Raw genomic sequence first — 24,576 nt, 5'->3', positions numbered from 1 at the left:
ACGCCCACAGTGACGACGAAGCCCAGACACCCACCGCCGGCCCGGCGCAACCACCCCGGGACCCACGCATCCACGGCAAACCCGACCCCAACGACTACCCCGCCGACCGCACACCAGCCGTAACCGGGCCTCCCGCAGTCCTTCTCGGCGGCGGCGTCGTACCCGCACCGCTACTGGCCGAACTCATCGCCACCGGCGCCACCGTCAAACACCTCACCCACCCCGATGACCTCACCACCCAACCGCATTACCGGCCCACATCAAAGCTGGCCGCGTTCGTCCAAATGCGCGACCTCGTCTGCATGTTCCCCGGCTGCGGAGTAGCAGCCCACCATTGCGACCTCGACCACACCACCGCATGGCCCGCCGGTGCCACCCACCCCGGAAACCTCGGACCCAAATGCCGAACCCACCACCTCCTCAAGACCTTTGAGACCGGCAAGGGCGGCTGGACCGATGTTCAACACCCCGACGGCAGCCACACCTGGACCGCACCGACCGGCCACACCTACCAGACCACACCCTTCAGCCAGATCCTGTTCCCCGACTGGGCCATCCACACCCCGGCCCCACCCGCCAAGTCCGCGCCAACGGCCACCATCGACCGACACACGAAAATGCCGGTCCGCCAACACACACGCCAACAAACCCGCACCCAACGCATCAACACCGAACGCCGACTCAACACCGAACTCGACAAACCCCCGCCGTACTAATCGAACTCGATCACCCCGGTCATCGCATACCCCATCTAGGCTCGTCTGCATGCCTGACCCACAAGCCACCAACTGGGCCGCCGGCCGTTACCAGGCCGTCGCCGAACGCATCGCCGTCATCGCCGATGAGGTCATCGCCGCAGCCGATCGGTTGCGGCCGGTGCGTGACACCGCGCTCGTCGATCTGGCCTGCGGTACCGGAAGCGCGGCGCTGGCCGCCGCCGAAGCCGGCGCCCGGGTCACCGGCGTGGATCTCACCGCCGAGTTGATCGCCATCGCCGCCGAGCGGCCCGGTGCCGACGCGGTGCAGTGGGTGGTCGCCGACGCCGCGCACAGCGGCCTGCCCGACGGCGGGTTCGGCACGGTGGTGTCGAACATGGGCATCATCTTCGTGGAGCCCACGAGCCTGGTCGCCGAGGTCGCCCGGCTGCTGACCCCGGGCGGGGTGTTTGCGTTCTCCACCTGGGTCCGCGATGAGGCGGGCAACCCGTTCTTCACCCCGATCGTCGAGACCCTGGGCCGGCCGCCGGCCTCGGTGTATTCACCCGATCAGTGGGGCGACCTCGACGTCGTGCAGTCTCGGCTGGCCGCCGGGTTCGACGACGTGCAATTCGAAACCGGTTCACATACCTGGCAATTCGACTCCGTCGAGTCCGCGGCGCGCTTCATCGCAGACGAATCACCGATGCATGTGGACCTGCTGAGCCGGCTGGACGAGCCGATGCGGGGCCGCCTGCTCGACGCGTTCACCGCCGCGCTGAGTGCACAGGCCGACAGTGAGGGCCGGGTGGCCTTCGACGCACCCTATGCGGTGGTGACCGCGCGCCGCCACGCATGAAACGTGCTGCATGACATGAGGAACAGCACCAAAGCCGTCCCGCGAATACTCGCCGTCGTCGTCTTGCTCTATGCGCTCGCCAACGCGACCGCTTCCGGAAGCCCCGATGCGCTCGCGGCCACCGTGGACCGTGCGTTTCGACCGCTCATGGCCCAGTACGACATACCGGGCATGGCAGTAGCCGTGACGGTCAACGGCCAACAGCGCTACTTCGATTTCGGAGTCGCGGACAAACAGAGCGGCGCCCCGGTAACCCAGGACACGCTCTTCGAGATCGGTTCGGTCAGCAAGACGTTCACCGGGACACTGGCGTCCTACGCACGCGCACTCGGGCGGATCTCGCTGACTGATCACCCCAGCACCTACCTGCCGCAGTTGACGGGCAGTGCCATCGACAAGGCCGACCTGCTCAACCTCGGCACGTTCACCGCGGGCGGATTGCCCCTGCAGTTTCCGCCGGATGTCACGGATGACGCCCAGATGCTCACCTACTTTCAGCAGTGGGAACCCGATGCCGCCCCCGGTCGGCAGCGGCGATACTCCAACCCCAGCATCGGCCTGCTCGGCCACCTCACCGCACTGGCGATGAACCGTGACTTCGGCGACCTGATCGAAGGAGAGATCTTCCCGAAGCTGCAGCTACACCACAGCTACATCCGAGTGCCGCTATCCCAGATGGACGATTACGCCTGGGGCTACAACGCCGACAACGAGCCGATTCGGGTGAACCCAGGCGTTTTCGAAGCCGAAGCCTACGGCGTCAAGTCCTCCGCCGCCGATCTGCTGCGTTTCGTCGAGACCAACATCGCGCCGGACGATCTTGAGGCACCGATGCGCGATGCAGTCCACGGAACGCACGTCGGATATTTCAAGACAGGAGACATGACCCAAGGGCTCGGCTGGGAACAGTATTCCTACCCGGTCACGCTCGACCGGCTGTTGGCCGGCAACTCGACCACCATGGCCATGCAGCCGAACCCGGCTACGCCGGTCACTCCCCAACCCACCTCGACTCCGAAGTTGTTCAACAAAACCGGCTCTACAGATGGCTTCGGCGCGTATGCCGTGTTCGTACCGGACAAACGGATCGGCCTGGTGATGGTCGCAAACAAGAACTATCCGATCCCCGCCCGCATCACCGCGGCCCACGCTGTCCTGCAACAGCTTTCGTCCGAGACGCCTGGTTAGCTCGGACGCGTCCCGCCGGACAGCATGGTCTCGACGCTGCCGGCGAAGGCCGCGGTGGTGAAGCAGGTCGGCTCGGCGAACTCTTCGAGCGTGAGCGCATCGTTCCAACTGGCGTCAGCCGCGGCGCGCAACAGGGGTTTGGCCATCGCGACCGCGTGCGGCGGCAGCGCAGCGACCCGCGAGCACCACACATCTGCGGTTTCGAGGAGCTTCTCGTGGGCGACGACCTCATGCACCAGCCCCAGCCGCTGCGCGGTTTCGGCGTCGATGTGCTCACCCTTGAGGTAGTAGGCGAGCGCGCCCTGATAGCCGAGCCGCCGGGTCAGCGCCCAGCTGGTGCCGACCTCCGGGATCAATCCCAGGCGCGCGAAAGCGGGCACGATGACGGCCTTCTCACTGGCGATGGTCAGATCGCAGGTGAGCGCCCAGGCCAGCCCGACGCCCGCCGCAGGCCCGTTGAGGGCGGCCACGAAGATGGTGTCCGAACCAGCGATGAGCCGGGCGATACCTCCGAATTCGCGCCGTATCCAGCGCCATACGTCCGCGGTTCCCTCGCCCTCGTACCGGCTCTCGATGGCGGCCCGCATCATGCGCAGATCGCCGCCCGCGCTGAAGCCCGGATCGGCGCCCGTCAGCACCACGGAGCGAATGTCGTTGTCGGCAGCCAGATCTTCCAGGGCCCGGCGCAACTGCCGGACCAGTGGTGCGGACAGAACGTTCAGCCGGTCGGGTTCATCGAGAGTCACCACGGCGCGATCACCGCGGCGGTCGACGAGAATCCGTTGTGGAGCGTCCGGGTCGTCCCCGTCGGCCACCATGCTGCGATACAAGGGCTTGTCCATCACGAGACCTCCTCAACTGGTCTGGCCTGCAGTGCTTTCCATGCCGCATCGGCGAATGTCTCGACGACATCGCTGTCCATGTCGGCGGTATCACCGGCTACCCAGTAGCGGGCGTACTCCTGTGCGGGACCGAGCCACAGGGCAGCCGTGATACCCGGGCGCATCTCCACCAGCGCCCCGTAGGTGTGGTGCGGGCGCCACCAGTCCCGGATGGTCGCGAAGAAGTTCTGGTTGGCGGCACGCAGCTCCGGGCTGTCCAGCCGATCGCCCAGCAGAAGCGCCGCCTCACCGCGGTGGGCCGCGACCCAGTTCAGGTGGTTGCGGACACCGCCCCGGATCCCGTCTTCGGCGGTGGCCTGTGCGCGCAGCATGGCCAGGAAACCCACCTGGTACTCGGCCATGAGCTGCGCGTAGACCGCCGCCGCCAACGCGGGTTTGTCGGGGAAGTGATGGTAGAGCGATCCGACGCTCACCTCGGCCTCGCGCCGCACCTCGTCCAGCGTCGGGGCGATGGTCCCCTCGGCCGCGAAACGACGGCGCGCAACCGACATCAACCGGTCTCGCGCACCTCTGGCCCTGGACGGTGGCACGAGAAACACTCTAGCAAGACCGAGGAATCCTCTAGAACCCTGTCACTCCGCCTGATAGAGGATTCCGCGACCGATCGCCTCACGGACCTCTGGCAGCGCGGCCTGCGCCAAGGCATCGGAATCCACCCCGTGATGGGCGGCGAGCAGCTGGATCAACGTGCCCAGCGGCACCTCGCCACGACAACCGGCCAGCAGCGCCCGCAGCACCTCGTCGACCCCGATCACCGCAGCCGGGCCGCCCGGGCGGCGCACCGCGGCCCCGACCTCCTGCCAGCCCTCTGGTCCGGGCAGCGACTGCTCCTCCAGGAAGACCGGCGCCGTGGACAGCCGGGCCGCCAGCAGCGCATCGTCGGAAGTGTCGCGCAGGTAGGCCCGCCGGGCGAAGAACGCGTCCACTTCCGAGCCGGTGAGCGCCTCGTCGGCGCCGGTGATCTCCTCGAGGATCTGCTCGGGCGGATCGCCGTCGCGCGGGACGCGCAGCGAGATCATGCCCATGCCGATTCCGGCGATGCCCTGTTCGGCGAACCAGTCGAGCCATTGCCCGCCCCGCTGCGCCTGCCGTTCGAGATCCTCACCCGCATCGGCCAGCCACAGCGACACGTAGCTGACCGGGTCGGCCAGTTCGCGCTGCACCACCCAGGCGTGCAGGCCGGTGCCTGCCAGCCAGCCAGAAACCCGTTGGCGCCAGGTCTCGCCTTCATTACCGTCCCGCACGAGCCAGTTGGCCATGATGTGCGCGGTGCCACCCGGCGACAGATGATCGCCGACTTGCTCGATGAGGCTCTGGCACAACGCATCCCCGGCAATACCCGAGTCGCGGTAGATGTAGTCACGGGCACCCGAGCCCACCACGAACGGCGGGTTCGACACGATCAGATCGAACCGCTCACCGGCCACCGGCTCGAACAGGCTGCCATGCCGCAGGTCCCACGACATGCCGTTGAGCCGTGCGGTCATCGCGGCCAATGCCAGCGCCCGCTCGTTGGTGTCGGTCGCGACGATCTCGTCGCAGTGCGCGTTCAGATGCAGGGCCTGGATACCGCATCCGGTACCGAGATCGAGCGCGCGGCCGACGGGGTTGCGCGTGACCGCACGGGCCAGTGACACCGACGCCCCGCCGATACCGAGCACATGATCGTGGTGCAACGGCCCGCGCCGCACCGCGGCGTCCTGATCGGACACCACGTAGAACTCCCGGACCCCGTCACTGTGCGGGCGGATGTCCAGGGCAGCGCGCACCCTGTCACCGGTGAATTCGAGAACCCCGTCGGCGACCAGGGTCTGCAGGCCGACCGACGGGAACGCCGCCTCGACCGACTCGGGCGTTTCCTCGGTACCCAACAGCAGCAGACGCACCAACACGCCCAGCCGTTGACGATCGGCCTGCGCGGCGTGGGTCGCCCGCAGGGCCGGCCACCACACACCCCGGCTCAGCGCGGCGTTGGCATCGGCGCCCAGGAGTTCGGCCACCCCGTCGGTGGTGAATCCGGCCGAACGAAGATCGGCACCGATCGCATCGACAAGACCAGGGTCGACGACTCCCCCAGTCCCGCTCAAAACAGCCCCATCTCTTCGGGTTCGGCCGGCTCGATGAGCTCCGGGCCGTTGTTGCGGACACTGTTGACCAAGCGCGACACCTCGCGAACCGCGATCCGGTCCAGATCGCCGTGCCCGCGCAGTAGGCCCTCGTCGATCGGGGCGTCGGGATCCATCCAGCGGTCCCAGTCCGGTGCGCTGATGGTCAGCGGCATCCGGTCGTGGATGTCGGCGAGCGGACCGGCCGCGTCGGTGGTGATGATGGTGCAACTGAGCAGCGGCGGCGCATCCTTCGGCGCGCCCTGGGGGCGCCACGTGGTCCACAGTCCGGCCATGAACAGCAGCTCACCGTCGGCGCCGTACATGTAGAACGGGGTCTTGGCAGTCTTCTTTCCGTCGCCACCGGGATTCGGTTTCCACTCGTACCAGCCGTCCATCGGGATCAGGCAGCGCTTGTTCTTCGCGGAGTTGCGGAATGCCGGCGAGGTGGTGACCTTCTCGGCGCGCGCATTGATCAGCAGCGGGCCCTTGGTGTCCGGGCCGCCACCCTCGGCGGTTTTCACCCACGGTGGGATCAGCCCCCAGCGCATGGAGCGGACCCGCCGCGTCGACTCGTCCTCGGGTTCGGAGTGCCGTTTGACGACGCTGCTGATGGTCGTCGTGGGCGCGACGTTGTAATTGGCGCCCGTGACGTCCTTGTCCCCCGAACTCGACGCGCTCTCGTCAATCGCCTGGATTTTCTGCGCCAGCAGCGCCGGATCGGTGGTCACCGCGAAACGTCCACACATAGTGCCCATGGTTGCAGAGTCCGCGGACAAGGCAGGATGTACAGCGTGAGCGGACGTCAGGAGCAATTGGAGCACTGGCCGGCGCCGTCGGCGACAACCCCGGTCGATGCCACGGTGACGGTTCCCGGTTCGAAGTCTCTGACCAACCGCGCGCTCGTGCTGGCCGCGCTGGCCACCCCGCAGGGCCCCTCGACGGTCCGGGGCGCGTTACGCAGCCGCGACACCGATCTGATGATCGACGCGATCCGCGGCCTGGGCGTCACCGTGCAACCGGCCGAACACGACGACACAGAGTTGACCGTGAGCGGCGGTATCGCGCCGGCGGCCGATGCCCGGATCGACTGCGGACTGGCCGGCACGGTGCTGCGGTTCGTACCGCCGGTCGCCGCGCTGAGTACCACCTCGGTGACGTTCGACGGGGACGAGCAGGCCCGGTCCCGGCCCATCGCCCCGCTGCTCGACGGGCTGCGCGGTCTGGGCGTGGATGTCGACGGCGACGGGCTGCCGTTCGCGGTGCGCGGCCGCGGCGCCGTGGCCGGCGGCACGGTCGAGATCGACGCGTCAGGTTCCTCGCAGTTCGTCTCCGGGCTGTTGCTGTCCGGTGCGACATTCGCCGACGGGCTCACCATCGTGCACACCGGCACCTCGGTGCCCTCGGCCCCGCATGTGGCGATGACGGTGGCGATGTTGCGAGACGCCGGCGTGCAGGTGGACGACTCGGTCCCCAATCGCTGGCGGGTGTCCCCCGGCCCGGTCGCCGCACGGGACTGGGACATCGAGCCGGATCTGTCCAACTCCACGCCGTTTCTGGCCGCCGCGATCGTCACCGGCGGAACGGTGCGGATCGCCGGCTGGCCGACCGTGAGCATCCAACCGGCCGACACGATCCTCGACCTGATCACGAAGGTGAATGCGACCGTCCACCAGCGTGATTCACATCTGGAAGTCAGTGGCGCCGAAGGCTACGACGGGTTTGACGCCGACCTGCACGATGTGGGCGAGCTGGCCCCCACGGTCGCGGCCCTGGCTGCGCTGGCCCGCGACGGCGCGACATCGCGGCTGCGGGGCATCGCGCATCTGCGCGGGCACGAGACCGACCGGCTGGCGGCGCTGACCACCGAGATCAACGGGCTCGGCGGTGATTGCGCCGAAACCGAGGACGGCCTGCTCATCACGGCGCGGCCGCTGCACGGCGGGACCTGGCGCTCGTATGCCGATCACCGGATGGCCACGGCCGGGGCGATCATCGGTCTGCGGGTGCCCGGTGTGGAGGTGGAGAACATCGAGACCACGGCCAAGACCCTGCCCGATTTCCCGCTGATGTGGGTGCAGATGCTGGCGGGCGACGCCCAGGCGAGGGGGAAGTAAACCACCTTGGGAGCGCGGGAGTACGACGAGTCCGACGTCCGGATCAGGCCGGGTAAAGGCTCGCGTCCGCGCACCAAGACCCGCCCCGACCACGCCGACGCCCAGTCGGCGATGGTGGTGACCGTCGACCGCGGCCGCTGGGGCTGCGCGCTCGACCGCGACCCGCACCACCGCGTGGTCGCGATGCGGGCCCGCGAACTGGGCCGCACCCCGATCGTGGTCGGCGACGACGTCGACATCGTCGGCGACCTGTCCGGGCGGCCCGATACCCTGGCCCGCATCGTGCGCCGGGGCGAGCGCCGAACCGTGTTGCGCCGCACCGCTGATGACACCGATCCGACCGAACGCGTCGTGGTCGCCAACGCCGATCAGCTGTTGATCGTGGTGGCACTGGCCGACCCGCCCCCGCGCACCGGGTTCGTCGAACGCGCACTGATCGCCGCGTACGCCGGTGGGCTGAAACCGGTGCTGTGCCTGACGAAATCCGATCTGGCCGACCCCGAGCCGTTCGCCGCACAGTTCGCGGATCTCGACCTGACCATCGTGACCGCCGGCCGCGAGGATCCGCTCGACGTGGTCGCACCCATGCTGAGCGATCAGGTCACCGTGTTCCTCGGCCATTCCGGGGTCGGCAAGTCCACCCTGGTGAATCGTCTTGTCCCAGAGGCAGACCGGGCAACAGGTGAGGTTTCCGGGGTGGGCAAGGGCAAGCACACCTCCACCCAGTCGATCGCGCTGCCGCTCGACGGAACCGGCTGGGTGATCGACACCCCCGGGATCCGCTCGTTCGGCCTGGCCCATATCCAGCCGGACGACGTGATCCAGGCGTTCTCGGATCTCGCGGAGACCATCGACGACTGCCCCCGCGGCTGCGGCCACATGGGCCCGCCCGCCGACCCGGAGTGCGCCCTGGACACGTTGTCCGGCCCGGCAGCCGGCCGCGTCGGCGCGGCTCGGCACCTGTTGGCGGTCCTGAACGAGAGCTGACCGTTTCCCGCGTACCGCTGGGCGGCACATCGCGTCGATCGGCGACCGCGCGGCGCTAGGGTCGCTGATTATGGCTACTTACGTTCTCACCGGCAGCGCCTCGGGACTCGGCGCTGCGACCAAGAAACGGCTGGAGTCCGACGGACATCGGGTGATCGGCGTCGACCTGCGCGATGCCGACGTGAACGTGGACCTGAGCACCCCGGACGGGCGCGCCGAGGCGATCGCGAAGGTCACCGAGCTGGCCGACGGCGGCATCGACGGCTTCGTCCCGTTCGCCGGGCTGGCCGCCGCAACCGGCCGTCCCGCGCATCTGCTGATCGCCGTCAACTACTTCGCCGCGATCGAGCTGCTGGAAGGCCTGCGCCCGCTGCTGGCCAACCGCGAGAACGCGTCGGTGGTCCTGATCAGTTCGAATTCGACCACCACTCAGCCCAATTGGCCGGTCGAGCTGGCAGACGCCTGCCTGGCCGGCGACGAGGTGGGCGCCAACACCGTCGCCTCCACCTACGGCGACTTCGCGGCACTGCAGGCCTACCCGGCGACCAAGGCCGCACTGGCGTACTACGCGCGCACCAAGTCCGCGGAGTACATCGCCGAGGGCATCCGGCTCAACGCGATCGCACCGGGGCTCATCGATACCCCGATGACCCAGGAGGGCCGCAAGGATCCGTTGACCGGTGCGGGGATGGAGCAATTCCTCAAGACCATTCCGGCCGGGCGCGGCGGGCGGCCCGAAGAGGTGGCCGCACTGGTGGCGTTCCTGCTGGGTCCCGAGGCGAGCTACTTCGTCGGGTCGGTCATCTTCGTCGACGGCGGCATCGACGCCGCGGTCCGCGGCAGGGACTGGCCGAAGGTCTGGGAGCTGAACATGTGACGCGAAGCGTCAGTGCTTGGCCTTGGCCTGATCGGCCTCCGCCTGCTGTTGCTCCTCCTCGGCTTGCTGCTTGGCCGCCGCGATCGCGGCGCGGCCCTCGGGGCTGGCGGCCGAGTTGCCCGGTGTCTTCGCCGATGCCACACCCGCGCTGCAGTTGAGGTTGAGCAGCACGGTGTCGGTGACCGGCGAGAAGTTGTCGCCCTTGAGCCACGGCGCCTTCTCGGAGCTGGCGACGACGCAGTCGTCGTCGGCCTCCGAGTCGCCTGAGCGGGTCGCGACGACACCCTTCATCCCGGCGTCTGCCAATGCCGATTGCGCGTCGGAGTACTTCTGGCCGGCATAGTCGTCGGCTGCGGCGACCCCGGTGGCCAGCACACCGATCGGTACGGCGGAAGCGCCGAGCACCATGGCAGCCGCGAGCAGCTTCCTCATAACAACCTCCGATTCGCCTGTCCCCGCCCTGTGAGGCAGAAGGTTATTGGCGGCGTCTGCGAGGACCCTGGGAGTACGGCGGGTGGTTGCTTGGAATTCGGGCAATCGGCCCACGAACGAATGTGGGCTTGTGTTCTCAGATCTCGGCGGATCCTCGGACACAAGCCCACATTCGTTTGAAAAGCCGGGTGAGACTACTTGCGGCGCCAGCCCCGCACCGTCTCGATGGCCGTCTTCAGGCCACGTCGACGCCCGGTCGCGGGATCGGTGACCCCGTACCCTTCGAGCTCGGTGAACATCCGCTCACTGCGGGTCTCGGGTGCGTTGTCTGCCGTGTCCTTCAGGAACTTGTCGGGAAGCGACAGTTTGGCGATGGTGCGCCACGTCTTGCCGTACTGCACCAGGAACGGTCCCGTGGTGTAGGGCAGGTCGTACTTGTCGCACAGCGCCCGCACCCGGACCGCGATATCGGCGTACCGATTGCTCGGCAGATCCGGGAACAGGTGATGCTCGATCTGGAAGCTCAGGTTGCCGCTCATGAAGGCCAGCGCCGGACCCGAGTTGAAGTTCGCGCTGCCCAGCATCTGCCGTAGGTACCACTGGCCGCGGCTCTCACCGACCATGTCGGTCTTGGTGAATTTCTCTGCGCCATCGGGGAAATGGCCGCAGAAGATCACCGCGTTGGCCCACACGTTGCGGATGACGTTGGCCACCGCATTGGCCTTCAAGGTGGACTTGAAGGTCGCGCCCGGCGACAGCGACGTCAGCGCCGGCCACACCACGTAGTCCTTCGCCAGCTGATGCCCGGCCTTGACGCCGAACTCACGCACGCGGACGAGCGTGGCGTTGCGGTTGTCGCGGCCCTTGAAGATCTTGCCGAGCTCCAGGTGCTGCAGGCCCACGCCCCACTCGAAACCGATCGCGAGGAGGGTGTTGAACAGCAGGTTGCCGTAGAGGTTGAACGGCTTCCACTTGGCATCCCGGGTCACGCGGATGACGCCGTAGCCCACGTCGTCGTCCATGCCGAGGATGTTCGTGTACTTGTGGTGCATGAAGTTGTGGGTGAACCGCCAGTGCTTGGACGCCCCGCTCATGTCCCACTCCCACGACGAGGAGTGAATCTCGGGATCGTTCATCCAGTCCCACTGGCCGTGCATGACGTTGTGGCCGATCTCCATGTTCTCGATGATCTTGGCCACGCCCAGGGTTACGGTGCCTGCCCACCACGCGGAACGCTTGGAGCTCGCCGCGAGCATGACGCGGCCGGCGACGTCGAGCGCACGCTGTGCCGCGATGGTGCGGCGGATGTAGCGCGCATCGCGCTCACCGCGGGAGTCTTCGATGTCCTGCCGGATCGCGTCGAGCTCTATGCCCAGGTTCTCGACATCGGCATCGGTGAGATGCGCGAATGCAGGAACGTCGGTAATTGCCATCGTCAGCCTCCTCTCTCAATTACCTACGGTAGCGTAACCTACGATACCGTAGGTTACTAGCCAGTAAAGTCTATACGTCCAGAACACAGTCGCCGGAAGCGGCGGAAACACATGTCTGGATCCGGGTGCCCGGGTCGTGCTCGACACCGGTGCGCAGGTCGCGCACATGGCCGTCGACCAAGCCCACCACACACGACTGGCAGATCCCCATCCGGCAGCCGAACGGCATCCGGATCCCGACCTGCTCCCCCGCGTCCATCAACGGCGTCGCGCCGTCGACGGTGACCTCCTTGCCGCTGCGCTCGAATGTCACCGTGCCCCCGGCGCCGTGCGGGGCAGCCCGCGACACCGCGAACCGTTCCAGGTGCAGACTGTCGGCGACACCCGCGCCCGCCCATACCCGTTCGGCGTCATCGAGCATGCCTTCCGGCCCGCACGCCCAGGTTTGACGCTCACGCCAATCCGGGACGACGTCGCCGATGTGCGCCAGATCCAGCCTGCCTTCGGTCCGGGTGCTGCGCAACAGCAGCCGGTAGCCGGGGTGCTCGTCGTGCAGCGTGGCCAGCTCCTGGCCGAACATCACATCGGATTCCGTTGGCGCGGAATGCACATGCACGATGTCGGTGATCTGGTCGCGGCGCACCAGGGTGCGCAGCATCGACATCACCGGGGTGATCCCCGAGCCGGCCGTCACGAACAACACCGTCGCGGGCGCCGGATCGGGCATGACGAAGTTGCCCTGCGGGGCCGCCAACCGCACCACGGTGCCGGGCCGCAGACCATCGACCAGGTGCGTCGACAAGAACCCCTCGGGCATCGCCTTGACCGTGATCGCGATGGTGCGCGCACCATCGGCGGAGGTCTTCTCCGGAGTCGAGGTGAGCGAATACGACCGCCAGCGCCAGCGCCCGTCGATCAGCACCCCGATGCCGACGTACTGGCCGGGCTCGTAGTCGAACGAGAATCCCCAGCCCGGTTTGATCACCAGCGTCGCCGAGTCCGCCGTCTCCCGCCGCACCTCCACCACCCGGCCGCGCAACTCTCGCGCCGACCACAACGGGTTGGCGAGTTTGAGATAGTCGTCGGGCAGCAGCGGTGTGGTCACCTGGCCGACGATCCGTCGGACAACATTCCACGCGGGACGCCGCTCGGCGCCGGCAACGGCGGGACGGAGCGTGTCGGCCACATTGGCCGAGACCTTGATATCGTTCTTGGCCATAAACCTACGGTACCGTAGGTTACTGCCACGTAGCTAGTCGCACGTCTGCTGTAGCAGGTCAGGAAGCCAAAGTGTTCTTGAAAGTTTTCCCGTCCTTCATGATCACTTTGAAGTTTCGTTCCGGATCGGCGACCAGGTCCAGCCGTGCCAACGGGTCGCCGTCGACCAGCAGCAGATCCGCCAGAGCACCCTCCTGAACCACACCCAGCTTTCCGGCGTACGGGTTGCGCTTGCCCGACATCGCCAGCAGTTCGGCATTGGTTCCGGTGGCCATCGTCAACGTCTCGGCGGGCGAGAACCACTTGCCGAGCCCCGCCAGCAACGCCCCCTGTTTCGGCGCCAGTTGCGGCGAGAACAGGATGTCCGTGCCGAAGGCCGTCTTGAGCTTGTACTTGCGGGCCAACTGGTAGACGTTGTTGACGCCGTCGACGATCTCCTTGGCCTTGGCGGCCTCGTCGGAGCCCGGCGGGAACGCACCGATCATCTCGGCCGGGATGGGCTGCGTGCTCAGCCAGATGTTCTTGTCCGCCATCTCCTTTGCCGTCGCCTCGTCCATCAGATGAGCGTGCTCGATGCACGTGACGCCGGCGCGGATCGCCTGCTGGATGGTCTGCGGGGTGTAGGCATGCACCGCCACGTACGTGCCCCAGTTGCCCGCGGCTTCGGTGGCCGCCCGCAATTCGGGTTCGGTGAAGGTGGTGACGTCGAGCGGGCTGTGCGGGGAGGACACCCCGCCCCCGGCGGTCAGCTTGATCTGCGACGCGCCCTGGAACAACTGCTCGCGGGCGCGCATCCGCACCTCGTCGGGGCTGTCGGCGACCATGGCGGCGCCGAGCTCCTCCTGGCGCGACTGCGGGCCACCCGGATTGCGCGGAAGGTCCGCGGGCGTGCGGAAGTCACCGTGGCCGCTGGTCACCGTGATGATCGCGCCGGACGGGTAGATGCGCGGTCCGTCGATGACGCCTTCGTCGATGGCCTGCTTGAGACCGAAGCTCGGGCCGCCGAGATCGCGGACCGTGGTGAACCCGCGCATCAGGGTGTCGCCGGCCTCGGCGCCGGCCAACAGGTTGAGGTACCCCGGGTCCAACGTCGTCAACTGTGTCACCGGCGGCCTCACCAGCATTGTGTGCCAGTGGTTGTCGATCAGCCCCGGCATCAACGTCCGGCCGCCGCCGTCGATCACCGTGGCCCCCGGCTCGTCCGGCAAGGCCTCGGTGGAGATCCGCTCGATCCGGTTGCCCTTGACCCGCACGTTCGACGGCGCCGACAGCCGATCACTGTGCCCGTCAAAGATTTTGACGTTGCGGAAGTCCGTGGTGGCCACCCCGCCGGCGGGAGGTACCGGAGGCGGCGGAGCCTGCGCGGAGTCCGCGGGGCGGCCGGGCTCTGACGAGCCGGCCGATGAGGTGTCTCCGTCGCCGGCCGAACACGACACACTGGCCAGGATCACAGCCAACGACGCCAACAGCCCGAATGCGCGCATCAAGATCCTTGTCTGGTCGGTCAGAGCAGTTCGAGCAGGAACGGCAATTCTTGCGGGGCGTACCACGCGAGGTCGTGATCCTGGGCGTCGCCCACCGTGAGTTCGGCGTCCTCGTCCCCCAGATCCGCGTCGTCGATGGCGTCGACAGCGGCCAGCACCGCCGGCTCCGCGTCGGCGTTGTCGACGTACACCGCGACGACCGTGTCGAGCGGCAACGGCCCCGACAACCGCACGACGGCGTCGTCGAGGTCGGGCCGGATCGTCACCTCCACGTCGGCCCCGGTATCGGCCACCACCACGGCACGGCGCGGCGGCAGGCCGGAGCCCGGCTGCAAATCCGTACCCCCGAGCAAGCGCAGCGAGGCCAGCGCGGCCTCCCGCAACGCCACCTCGGCGAGTTCGTCGTCGTCGCCCTCGGCGTAGGCCTCCCGCAGCGTCGGGGTGACCGCGAAAGCGGTCCCGTTCACGACGAGCAGGTGGCGGTCGGCGACAAGCTGCTGCAGGGCGACCAGGGTCGTCGGGATGTAGACGCGCACACCGCGACACTAATCGGCTTCGGCGTCCTTTCGGTCGTCGGCTTGCGGATCCTTCTCCACCGAAATGACGAAGTCGTCGCCGTGCTGGGTGACACCGGCGACCACGGCATCGTTGACCGCCTCCACCGCGTACTGGCGGCGGACCACCAACGGGTCGTTTCGCAGGTCCCGGACCAGCGCCACCGCCAACCCGATCATCACCAGCACGAACGGCACCGCGACGATGATGGTGATCGACTGCAGACCGTTGAGCGCGTCGGCGCCGCCGACCAGCAGCATCACCGCCGCGACCGCACCGGTGGCGACACCCCAGAAGATCACCGTCGGGCGGGTCGGTTTGATGGTGCCGCGCTCGGACAGCGAACCCATCACGATCGACGCGGCGTCGGCGCCCGACACGAAGAAGATCGCGACCAGCACCATCACCACCACACTGGTGACGGTCGCGATCGGATACTCGCCGAGCAGGCTGAACAACTGCCGCTCCTGGCTGCCCATACCGGCCAGATCCACACCGTTCTGTTGCTCGAAGATCGCCGCACCACCGAACACGCAGAACCAGACCACCGACACCACGCTGGGCACCAGCAGCACCCCGGTCACGAATTGCCGGATGGTGCGGCCGCGGGAGATACGGGCGATGAACATCCCGACGAACGGGGTCCAGGAGATCCACCACGCCCAGTAGAAGATGGTCCAGTCCTTCAGCCAGGCACTCACGTCGGGGCCTTCGGCGCCCGTCCGGGCTGCCATCTGCGCCAGCTGATCCACATAGCTGCCGATCGAGGTCGGGATCATGTTCAGCATGAACATCGTCGGGCCGACCAGGAAGATGAACAGCGCCATCGCCAGCGCCAGCACCATGTTGATGTTGGACAGCCACTGAATCCCGCGCGCCACGCCCGAGACCGCCGACAGCACGAACGCCACGGTGAGGACCGTGATGATGAGGATCAGAACGGTGTTTCCGACCTCGCCGATCCCGGCCACGATGTGCAGACCACTTCGGATCTGCAAGGCACCGAGCCCCAGCGATGCGGCCGAGCCGAACAGCGTGGCGAAGATCGCCAGCATGTCGATCACTTTGCCCCACCGGCCGTTCGCGTGTTTGCCCAGCAGGGGCTCGAATGCCGCGCTCACGAGTTGCAGCCGGCCCTTGCGGTAGACGCCGTAGGCGATGGTCAGGCCGACGACCGCGTAGATCGCCCACGGATGCAGGGTCCAGTGGAACATCGTGGTCGCCATCGCGGTCTCGGCGGCCCGGGGATTGCCCGGTCCCCCGGTTCCCGGCGGCGGCGAGGCGAAATGCGACAGCGGCTCTGACACGCCGAAGAACATCAGCCCGATGCCCATGCCTGCGCTGAACATCATCGCCACCCAGGACACGGTCCGGAACTCGGGCTCATCGTCATCGCGGCCCAGCGGGATGTTGCCGTACCGGCTCATCGCCAGCCAGATCACGAACACCACGAATCCAGACGCGGTCAACACGAACAGCCAGCCGACGTCGGCCATCACCCAGTCGAGGGCTCCGGCCGAGGCTGCGGCGAGCGAATCTGTGCTGACGAAACCCCAGATCAGAAATGCGACGGCGATCGCGGCGGTGACACCGAAGACCACCCAGTCCACACCCGCCCGGCGGGTGTAGGCCTTCTGCTCCACCGGCACATCGAGGATGGGATGGTGCGGCACCACTTCGCCGGTCGGCGAGGCGATGACCCGCTGCGTTTTCGACCCCGTATCCGTTTGCTCGTCGGACCCATTTTTTCGTATCTCAGAAGTCATGGTGAATTCATCAGACCGTGAATGGGTGCTGAGGTCAAATACCCCCGGGCCTTATTTGGCCGCCTCCAGGAGTTCATCGAGCGATTCGCGGAGCAGGCTCGGCAGGACGTCGACGTCGCTCATCGCGTCCCGGTCGGCGTTGATCCCGAAATACAACATGCCGTCGTACGACGTGACCCCGATGGCCAGAACCTGGTTCTGCAGCAGCGGCGGCACCGCGTAGGTTTCCAGCAACTTGGTGCCCGCGATGTACATCTGCTTCTGGGCGCCGGGCACGTTGGTGATCAACAGGTTGAACAGCCGCGCCGAGAAACCTGTCGCGACGCGAATACCCATGGCGTGCAACGTCGGCGGCGCGAACCCGGACAGCGTCACGATGGTGCGCGCGTCGACCAGGCTGGCCGCGGTGGAATGCGATTCGGTGGCATGGGCGATCTGCGACAACCGCACCACCGGGTTGCCCTCACCGACAGGGAGATCGACCAGGAACGGCGAGACCTCGCTGATGGCCTGCCCCGGACCCGAGGAGTCCAGTTCGGCGTCCGGATACACCGACATCGGCGCCATGGCCCGCACCGTGGTGGTCGGGGTCACCGGCTCGCCACGTGACAGCAGCCAGTTGCGGAGCGCGCCGGCCACCACGGCCAGCACGACGTCGTTGATGTCGCAGTTGTAGCGGGCCCGCACCAGCCGGTAGTCCTCCAACCGATGCTGGTCCACCGAGAACCTGCGGTTGCGCGAGACGGTGGTGTTCAGCGGGCTGCTCGGCGCGGTGCCGCGCGCCACCGTGCGGGCCACATCGGCGACCCGGCGGCCCACCGCGGCCAGTTCGCTGGCACTGGTGGCCACCTCGGTCACCGTGTCCCGCAGCGCGGCCAGTTGGCTGGTCGGCCGGGCGATCCACTCGCCGATCGCGCCGAGCACCAACTGGCGGTCGCTGGGTTCGCGCGCCGGAATCCAGATGTCCTCGCCGAACTCCGGCGGCTTCTGCGCGCGGTCGGCGATCACATGCCCGATCTCGAGTGCGGTCATGCCGTTGACCAGGGCCTGGTGCGTCTTGGTGTAGATCGCGAGGCGGTTCTTCGTCAGCCCTTCGACCAGGTACATCTCCCACAGCGGCCGGGTCCGGTCCAACGGCCGCGATCCGAGCCGGGCGATCAGGTCGTGCAGCTGGGCATCGTTGCCCGGAGACGGCAGCGCCGAGCGCCGGATGTGGTACGTGATGTCGAAATCCCGGTCGTCCACCCACACCGGCCGGGCCAGGCCCAGCGTCACCTCACGCACCTTCTGCCGGTAACGCGGAATCTGCGGCAGACGGCGCTCGACGGTCTCCAGCAGGCTCTCGTAACTCAACCCGGCACGCGGCTTGCGCAGGATCGACAAAGACCCGACGTACATCGGCGTCGCGGTGTTCTCCAAGTGGTAGAACGCTGCGTCAGACGCCGACAGTCTGTTCACCATGCGGCGCCAACCTCCCCTTCTCACTCCCCCTGAACCCCGTCACGTTAACCGGCGATTCGGCCACCGCGCATCACGGGTGCTGCCGCGCGTCAATTTCGTGCCGGCGCTCATGCCGGAGGTCCCGATCGTTCATGCCGAAATCGCCGAGAGCTCCCATCGCCCATCGCCCTCCAGGCTCAGCCGGGACCGGTGATGACGATCGATCGTGGACCTGTGCCCCACACTGACCACCACACACCCGGGTAACCGCTCACGCATCAACTCATACATGGCGTCCTCAAGTCCCTCGTCCAACGCCGACGTGGACTCGTCGAGGAACACCACCCGCGGGCACACCAGCAGCACCCGCGCGATCGAGACGCGCTGTTGTTCGCCCAGCGACAGCACCGATGCCCAGTCGGCCTCCTCCTCCAGCCGTTGCGTCAGATGTCCGAGGGCCACCGCGCGCAACGTGTCCCGGAGTTCGCTGTCGCTCACGTCGGCTATCGGAAGCGGGTACACCACCGCAGCGCGCAGGTCGCCGAGCGGCAGGTACGGCAGCTGGGGCAGGAACAGCGTCGCCCATCCGGGCGGATACTCCACGAGACCCGATGTTCGCGGCCACAACTCGGCAAGGCTCCGCAACAGGGTGGTCTTGCCGCACCCCGACGGACCCTTCACCACCACGCTGTCCCCCGGGTTCAGCATCATCGTGAGGTCGGTGATCAGCGGGCGCCCCTGCAGGTCACCGACCTGCACATCGGTCAGCCCGAGCGCATCTCGCGTGGCGCCCACCGAGATGCGGGGCAGCTCCCTGGCCCGGTGATCGCTGTCGAGCATCTGATCGATGCGCATCAGGGCGGCCCGGTACACCGTGAACTCGTCATAGCTGTCACGGAAGAACGCCATTGCGGCACAGACATTTCCGAACGCCGCGACGGTCTGCAGCAGACCGCCGAGAGTGATCTGGCCGGTGAAGAACCTGGGGGCCTGCACGATGTAGGGGATCATGCCGGTCGTCACGTCGCCGACGCCGCGGTTCCAGCCGTTGAGCCGGAGCTGGGCGAACACGATGCGCCACATGTTGGCGATCACCTCGGCGAACCGGGAGTGCAGCAGTTGGCGCTCCCGCTCGGAGCCCCGGTAGAAGGCCACCCGCTCGGCGCTGTCCCGCAGCCGCACCAGCGCATACCGGAAACTGGCGCTGAACCGTTCGTTGAGGAAGTTCAGCCGCACCAGCGGGCGGCCGATCCAGAAGGCGATGACGGTCACCGTGATCGAGAAGATGAACGCCACGAACACCATGGCCCGTGGAATCACCCAGCCGCCCAACTGCAATGGGCCGGATAGTTGCCACAGCACACCGGTGAACATCACGATCAGCAGTGACTTGCTCACCGCCCCGATGCTCAGGTCGACCGACTTGGTGGTGAAAGTCTCGACATCGGTCTGGATGCGCTGATCGGGGTTCTCCACCGGCGGGTCCAGAAAGCGGTTGCGGTAGAACGCGTCGCCGGCCATCCAGTCGTCGACGAGTCGGGCGTTGAGCCAGACCCGCCAACGGATCGAGAAGACCCGGCGCAGGAACAGGTCGACCACCGTATAGATCACCGTGAGCGCCACCAGGATCCCGCTGATCGCGAACGACGTCATGAACGCGCTGCGCGCGGCATCCAGTTTGGCCGGGTCGTGGGTGGCCAGCGCCTCCGAACCGGCCTGCACCGCATTCATCAGATCCGCGTACTGGTAGGTGAAGATCACCACCACCCGCGCCGCATACACGGTGTGCCACAGCATGAACGCCAGCAGCGCCCAGGTGCGCCAGCTGGCCCGCCCGCTGAAGAACGGTGCGTTGACCCGCCAGAACTGCCGTCCCCACCGGGTGAACCTCGCGACGAGCACCGCCACGGCGAGGAACACCACGAGCGTGATCACCCACGCCTGCAACGTCCACATCAGCGAGCGCAGCGGCTCGGCCGGCCAATCGATGCTGGGCTGAACCATGTGTCCCCCTGGTTCGACGACTCTCGCCACGCTAACCGGCGAAACTGGGTGCCCGATGATCCGTGCTTCCAGCACGCCGAACCCATGCGATCATGAGGAGGTCTGCACCTCTCCAGCAGATGTCGTCCGCAATGCCGACCGCTGGAGGTTGCCTGTGCCCATCCCGAAACCCGTCGCGCTGACCTCGCCGGTCATCGACTGCGAGCCACCCGCGCTGCCACTGGGAGCACCGCCGGCCGCCTGTCCGGCACCGACCGTGCTGCGCGGGCATGCCCCGCGCCGGTTGCGTCTGGTCGGCCCCGAACCGGAACGGCAACTGCAGCCCAGTGCCGCGCAGTTCGCCGACATGGCACTGCGCCGGGTCCTCGAAGTCGTCGACCGGCGCAGGCCGCCGGCCCAGCTGAGGTCGTTGATGAGCCAACTGCTGGTCGATGCGGTCGTCGCCGCTGCCGGGGCACGCCACCGGACCACGGCGAGCCTGCGCCGGGTGGGGCTACGCCCGGCAGCCTCGGCCGAGGCTGCCGAGCTGTTCGCCACCTACACCCGCGGGGCGCGGGTGCGCGCCATCGCCGGGCGTATCGAATTGCGCAGTGGCCGTTGGCAACTCACTGCGCTACAGCTGGGCTAGCTCTTACGGTGCGATTTCGCCGGCCGGCCGGTCTTGGCCTGCTTGCGGCCGCTTCGCGACGCTCACGCCGGGTGCCACCGGAGGAGGCGGAATGCCGTCCACTTCCGCCCGAGCGCTGCACCTCGGCGGTGCCGTCCTCGGACGGTCCGGTGTAGGTCAGCGGGGGCGCGTCGTTCTCGATGCCCTTGGCACGCAACGCAGGCGCCGGCCGCTCCTTGGTGGCCACCGCACCCGAATCCGCGTCAGCTGCCGTGGCCTCACCGGCCTTCGCCGCGGCGGCCGCGGCGAACTCGGCCAGACCACTGGGCGCGGCCACCGGTGCGACGGCAGGTGCCGGCGCGGCCTCGACCTGAACGTTGAACAGGAATCCGACCGACTCCTCCTTCAGCGCATCGAGCATGCCGACGAACATGTCGTAGCCCTCGCGCTGGTACTCGACCAGTGGATCGCGCTGCGCCATCGCCCGCAGGCCGATGCCCTCCTTGAGGTAGTCCATCTCGTAGAGGTGCTCGCGCCACTTGCGGTCGATCACGTTGAGCAGGACGTTGCGCTCCAACTGACGCATGGCGCCCTCGCCTGCCAGTTCTTCGAGCTGCTTCTCACGCTCGGCGTAGGCGCGGTCGGCGTCCTTGATCAACGCGTCGAGCAGTTCCTCACGCGTCAGCTCGCCGGGCTCGCCCACCGCATCGGTGTCGACCAGGTCGTGGTGATCGATGCCGACCGGGTACAGCGTCTTGAGCGCCTCCCACAGCTTGGCCAGGTCCCAGTCCTCGGCGTAACCCTCGGCGGTGGCACCGTCGACGTACGCGGTGATCACGTCGACCAGCATGTCGTGGGCCTGCTCCTGGAGGTTCTCCCCCTCCAGCAGCATCCGGCGTTCCTTGTAGATGACCTTGCGCTGCTGGTTCATCACCTCGTCGTACTTGAGGACGTTCTTACGGACCTCGAAGTTCTGCTGCTCGACCTGCGTCTGGGCGCTCTTGATGGCGCGGGTGACCATCTTGGCCTCGATCGGCACATCGTCGGGCAGGTTGAGCCTGGTCAGCAGCGACTCAAGCGTCGCGCCGTTGAACCGTCGCATCAATTCGTCACCCAGCGACAGGTAGAACCGGGACTCGCCCGGGTCGCCCTGGCGGCCCGAGCGGCCGCGCAGCTGGTTGTCGATACGCCGGGACTCGTGGCGCTCGGTGCCCAGCACGTACAGCCCACCGGCGTCGACGACCTTCTCGGCCTCCTTGCCGGCCTCATCCTTGATGGTCGTGAGGGTGTCGTCCCAGGCGGCCTCGTACTCCTCGGGGGTCTCCACCGGGTCCAGGCCCTTTTCGCGCAGCCGCTTGTCGGCCAGGAAGTCGGCGTTGCCGCCGAGCACGATGTCCGTACCGCGGCCGGCCATGTTGGTGGCGACGGTGATGGCGCCGAGCCGGCCGGCCTCGGCGATGATGTTCGCCTCTTGCTCGTGGTACTTCGCGTTGAGCACGTTGTGCGGAATCTTGCGCTTGGTGAACTGGCGCGACAGGTACTCCGAGCGCTCGACGCTGGTGGTACCGATCAGCACCGGCTGACCCTTCTCATAGCGCTCGGACACGTCGTCGACGACCGCGATGTACTTGGCTTCCTCGGTCTTGTAGATCAGGTCGGACTGATCCTGGCGGACCATCGGCCGGTTGGTCGGGATCGGCACCACGCCCAGCTTGTAGATCTCGTGCAGCTCGGCGGCCTCGGTCTCGGCCGTACCGGTCATGCCCGAGAGCTTGTTGTAGAGGCGGAAGTAGTTCTGCAGCGTGATGGTGGCCAGAGTCTGGTTCTCGGCCTTGATCTCGACGTGCTCCTTGGCCTCGATGGCCTGGTGCATGCCCTCGTTGTAGCGCCGGCCCAGCAGCACACGGCCGGTGAACTCGTCGACGATGAGCACCTCGCCGTCGCGGACGATGTAGTCCTTGTCGCGCTGGAACAGCTCCTTGGCCTTGATGGCGTTGTTGAGGTAGCTGACCAGCGGCGAGTTGGCGGCCTCGTAGAGGTTCTCGATACCCAGCTGGTCTTCGACGAACTCCACACCCAGCTCGTGCACACCGATGGTGCGCTTGCGGATGTCGACCTCGTAGTGGGTGTCCTTCTCCATCAGCGGGGCCAGCCGGGCGAACTCGCTGTACCAGTTGGACGCTCCGTCGGCGGGGCCCGAGATGATCAGCGGGGTACGGGCCTCGTCGATGAGGATCGAGTCGACCTCGTCCACGATCGCGAAGTTGTGGCCGCGCTGAACCATTTCCTCGACCGAGTGCGCCATGTTGTCACGCAGATAGTCGAAGCCGAACTCGTTGTTGGTGCCGTAGGTGATGTCGGCGGCGTACGCCGCGCGGCGCTCTTCGGGGGTGAGCCCGGACAGGATGACGCCCACGTCCAAGCCCAGGAACCGGTGTACGCGGCCCATCCACTCGCTGTCGCGTTTGGCCAGGTAGTCGTTGACCGTGACGACGTGCACGCCCTCGCCGCTCAGCGCGTTGAGGTAGGCGGGCAGCACCGCGGTCAGGGTCTTGCCCTCACCGGTCTTCATCTCGGCGACGTTGCCGAAGTGCAGGGCCGCGCCGCCCATGACCTGGACCTCGAAGTGCTTCTGGCTCAGCACGCGCCAGGCGGCCTCACGGGCGACGGCGAACGCCTCGGGCAGCAGGTCATCGAGGTCTTCACCGTCGGCGATCCGCTTCTTGAACTCGTCGGTCTTGGCTCGCAGCTCGGCGTCCGAGAGCTTCTCCACGTCGTCGGACAAGGTGTCGACATAGTCGGCCACCTTCTTGAGGCGCTTGACCATGCGGCCTTCACCGAGACGGAGCAACTTCGACAGCACGCTATTTCCCCTGTGGGTTCGATGGATCCCGTGGGTGGGATCGGTCGGGCTTGTTGGCCTCCATCGTAGGTGACCGGTCGAAGTCGCTGGTTCTGCTGGCGCGAAGAAACAAAAACGCACCCCGGAATGCTCCGAGGTGCGGTTTTGTTTCTTGGTCTCTGGCCGAGACGCGCTAAGCCAGGCGGATCAGCCCGTAGTCGTAGGCGTGGCGGCGATACACCACCGTCGGCCGGTCACTCTCCTTGTCGTGGAACAGGAAGAAATCGTGCCCCACCAGCTCCATCTCGTAGAGGGCGTCGTCGACGGTCATCGGCTTCGCCGTGTGTTCCTTGGTCCGTACGATCCGGCCCGGCTCATGGTCGTCCAGGCCGTCGGCCAGTCCGGCGTCGGCGGTCGCCGTCGGCTGGTTCTCGAAAAGAGTCTCGTGTGCCGTCGCTTCGGCCAGCGAGACCGGGGTTTTGTCCCCGTAGTGGATCTTGCGGCGGTCCTTGCTCTTGCGCAGCCTGCTCTCGAGTTTGCCGGCCGCTGACTCCAAAGCGGCGTAGAAGCTGTCGGCGCAGGCTTCGCCGCGCACCACCGGTCCGCGGCCGCGGGCCGTGATCTCGACGTGCTGGCAGTTTTTGCGCTGACGGCGGTTGCGTTCGTGGTCGAGCTCGACGTCGAACAGGTAGATGGTGCGGTCGAACCGCTCGAGGCGCGACAACTTCTCCGAGACGTAGATACGGAAGTGGTCCGGGACTTCGACGTTTCGACCCTTGACCACAACCTCTGCGTTCGGCTCCGGGGTGGCGTCGCCGACCTGCTCGTCGGGGTCGACCACCATGGTGGCGCTTGTTTCCGGGGAATGGGTTGACATACTCGGCAACTCGTTTCTCTCAGTTGTCACACGCGTTGCGCGTGCCCTACTTCTCAACGAATCGTGATTGGTGCCGATGGGCCGAATAGTTTGCTCCACCCATCGGCGAAAGGTGTCGGGTACTCACCTCCTACCGTTTGGCGGTGAAGTGGCGCTGCGTTGCGGGAGCGCCGCCGTGAGTCATTCAC

The 24,576-nt window shown here is 67.2% G+C and carries 20 protein-coding genes and 1 pseudogene; 7 read left to right on the top strand and 14 right to left on the bottom strand.

Going from position 1 to position 24,576, the window contains the following annotated elements:
• The 3 genes from TX88_RS11010 to ampC all read left to right on the top strand — a co-directional run.
• The coding region (locus TX88_RS11010) for an HNH endonuclease signature motif containing protein (RefSeq protein ID WP_162563119.1) at window positions 1-716 on the top strand (716 nt) is incomplete at its 5' end.
• A 49-nt stretch (window positions 717-765) separates the two neighbouring features.
• Complete coding sequence (locus TX88_RS11005) at window positions 766-1,554, top strand: class I SAM-dependent methyltransferase (protein ID WP_044516735.1); 789 nt, start codon at window positions 766-768, stop codon at window positions 1,552-1,554.
• A gap of 15 nt (window positions 1,555-1,569) precedes the next feature.
• Window positions 1,570-2,742: a class C beta-lactamase gene (ampC, locus tag TX88_RS11000; RefSeq protein WP_044519301.1), complete on the top strand. Its 1,173-nt coding sequence runs from the start codon at window positions 1,570-1,572 to the stop codon at window positions 2,740-2,742.
• Here the strand turns inward: ampC and TX88_RS10995 are convergent.
• The 4 genes from TX88_RS10995 to TX88_RS10980 all read right to left on the bottom strand — a co-directional run bounded on the left by TX88_RS10995 (window position 2,739) and on the right by TX88_RS10980 (window position 6,498).
• Window positions 2,739-3,584, bottom strand: coding sequence for an enoyl-CoA hydratase/isomerase family protein (locus TX88_RS10995; RefSeq protein WP_044516733.1), 846 nt, complete (start codon window positions 3,582-3,584; stop codon window positions 2,739-2,741). The genes ampC and TX88_RS10995 overlap by 4 nt on opposite strands.
• On the bottom strand, window positions 3,584-4,135 hold the full coding sequence (locus TX88_RS10990; RefSeq protein WP_044516731.1) for a TetR/AcrR family transcriptional regulator: 552 nt from the start codon (window positions 4,133-4,135) through the stop codon (window positions 3,584-3,586). Before TX88_RS10990 ends, TX88_RS10995 begins: the two co-directional genes overlap by 1 nt.
• A gap of 81 nt (window positions 4,136-4,216) precedes the next feature.
• A complete protein-coding gene (locus tag TX88_RS10985) occupies window positions 4,217-5,731 on the bottom strand; it encodes a DUF7782 domain-containing protein (protein ID WP_044516729.1) in 1,515 nt (504 codons plus the stop codon).
• Window positions 5,728-6,498 carry an SOS response-associated peptidase gene (locus tag TX88_RS10980; RefSeq protein WP_209447048.1) on the bottom strand — a complete coding sequence of 257 codons (771 nt, stop codon included), beginning with the start codon at window positions 6,496-6,498 and terminating at the stop codon, window positions 5,728-5,730. Before TX88_RS10980 ends, TX88_RS10985 begins: the two co-directional genes overlap by 4 nt.
• 66 nt (window positions 6,499-6,564) lie before the next feature.
• On the opposite strand from TX88_RS10980, the gene aroA reads away from it, so the two are divergent.
• The 3 genes from aroA (at window position 6,565) to TX88_RS10965 (ending at window position 9,730) form a co-directional block, all read left to right on the top strand.
• Window positions 6,565-7,866, top strand: coding sequence for a 3-phosphoshikimate 1-carboxyvinyltransferase (aroA, locus tag TX88_RS10975; RefSeq protein ID WP_244438502.1), 1,302 nt, complete (start codon window positions 6,565-6,567; stop codon window positions 7,864-7,866).
• Window positions 7,867-7,872: 6 nt separating this feature from the next.
• Complete coding sequence (gene rsgA, locus TX88_RS10970; RefSeq protein ID WP_044516724.1) at window positions 7,873-8,853, top strand: ribosome small subunit-dependent GTPase A; 981 nt, start codon at window positions 7,873-7,875, stop codon at window positions 8,851-8,853.
• Window positions 8,854-8,923: 70 nt separating this feature from the next.
• Complete coding sequence (locus tag TX88_RS10965; protein WP_044516722.1) at window positions 8,924-9,730, top strand: SDR family oxidoreductase; 807 nt, start codon at window positions 8,924-8,926, stop codon at window positions 9,728-9,730.
• A 9-nt stretch (window positions 9,731-9,739) separates the two neighbouring features.
• Here the strand turns inward: TX88_RS10965 and TX88_RS10960 are convergent, their stop codons facing one another.
• From TX88_RS10960 to TX88_RS10925, 8 genes are all read right to left on the bottom strand, one after another.
• Window positions 9,740-10,162 (bottom strand): PASTA domain-containing protein, encoded by a 423-nt coding sequence (locus TX88_RS10960; protein ID WP_044516720.1) that lies wholly within the window; start codon window positions 10,160-10,162, stop codon window positions 9,740-9,742.
• 194 nt (window positions 10,163-10,356) lie between these two features.
• Window positions 10,357-11,595, bottom strand: a complete 1,239-nt coding sequence (locus TX88_RS10955) for a fatty acid desaturase family protein (RefSeq protein WP_044516719.1) — start codon at window positions 11,593-11,595, stop codon at window positions 10,357-10,359.
• A 70-nt stretch (window positions 11,596-11,665) separates the two neighbouring features.
• Window positions 11,666-12,814, bottom strand: a complete 1,149-nt coding sequence (locus TX88_RS10950; RefSeq protein WP_044516717.1) for a ferredoxin reductase — start codon at window positions 12,812-12,814, stop codon at window positions 11,666-11,668.
• 58 nt (window positions 12,815-12,872) lie between these two features.
• A complete protein-coding gene (locus TX88_RS10945; protein WP_084621865.1) occupies window positions 12,873-14,297 on the bottom strand; it encodes a metal-dependent hydrolase family protein in 1,425 nt (474 codons plus the stop codon).
• A gap of 20 nt (window positions 14,298-14,317) precedes the next feature.
• On the bottom strand, window positions 14,318-14,833 hold the full coding sequence (locus tag TX88_RS10940) for a DUF6912 family protein (RefSeq protein ID WP_044516716.1): 516 nt from the start codon (window positions 14,831-14,833) through the stop codon (window positions 14,318-14,320).
• Between the two features lie 9 nt (window positions 14,834-14,842).
• Window positions 14,843-16,618 carry a BCCT family transporter gene (locus TX88_RS10935; protein ID WP_044516714.1) on the bottom strand — a complete coding sequence of 592 codons (1,776 nt, stop codon included), beginning with the start codon at window positions 16,616-16,618 and terminating at the stop codon, window positions 14,843-14,845.
• A gap of 51 nt (window positions 16,619-16,669) precedes the next feature.
• Window positions 16,670-18,079, bottom strand: coding sequence for a WS/DGAT/MGAT family O-acyltransferase (locus tag TX88_RS10930; protein ID WP_044516713.1), 1,410 nt, complete (start codon window positions 18,077-18,079; stop codon window positions 16,670-16,672).
• 129 nt (window positions 18,080-18,208) lie between these two features.
• Window positions 18,209-20,062 carry an ABC transporter ATP-binding protein/permease gene (locus tag TX88_RS10925; protein WP_044516712.1) on the bottom strand — a complete coding sequence of 618 codons (1,854 nt, stop codon included), beginning with the start codon at window positions 20,060-20,062 and terminating at the stop codon, window positions 18,209-18,211.
• 154 nt (window positions 20,063-20,216) lie between these two features.
• Between TX88_RS10925 and TX88_RS10920 the strand changes: the two genes are divergently transcribed.
• Window positions 20,217-20,690: an Rv3235 family protein gene (locus TX88_RS10920; protein WP_244438403.1), complete on the top strand. Its 474-nt coding sequence runs from the start codon at window positions 20,217-20,219 to the stop codon at window positions 20,688-20,690.
• Here the strand turns inward: TX88_RS10920 and secA are convergent.
• Window positions 20,687-23,532, bottom strand: a pseudogene (secA, locus tag TX88_RS10915) (preprotein translocase subunit SecA). The gene TX88_RS10920 and the pseudogene secA overlap by 4 nt on opposite strands.
• Before the next feature lie 172 nt (window positions 23,533-23,704).
• The gene (gene hpf, locus TX88_RS10910; RefSeq protein ID WP_044516707.1) at window positions 23,705-24,388 is read right to left on the bottom strand and encodes a ribosome hibernation-promoting factor, HPF/YfiA family; all 684 of its coding nucleotides are present in this window, start codon (window positions 24,386-24,388) and stop codon (window positions 23,705-23,707) included.
• Window positions 24,389-24,576: the final 188 nt, after the last annotated feature.

The sequence above is a fragment of the Mycolicibacterium septicum DSM 44393 genome, assembly GCF_000455325.1.
Classification (GTDB): domain Bacteria; phylum Actinomycetota; class Actinomycetes; order Mycobacteriales; family Mycobacteriaceae; genus Mycobacterium; species Mycobacterium septicum.
Note: the sequence above shows the minus strand (reverse complement) of the source record. Positions and strands in the feature narration are given on the sequence as shown.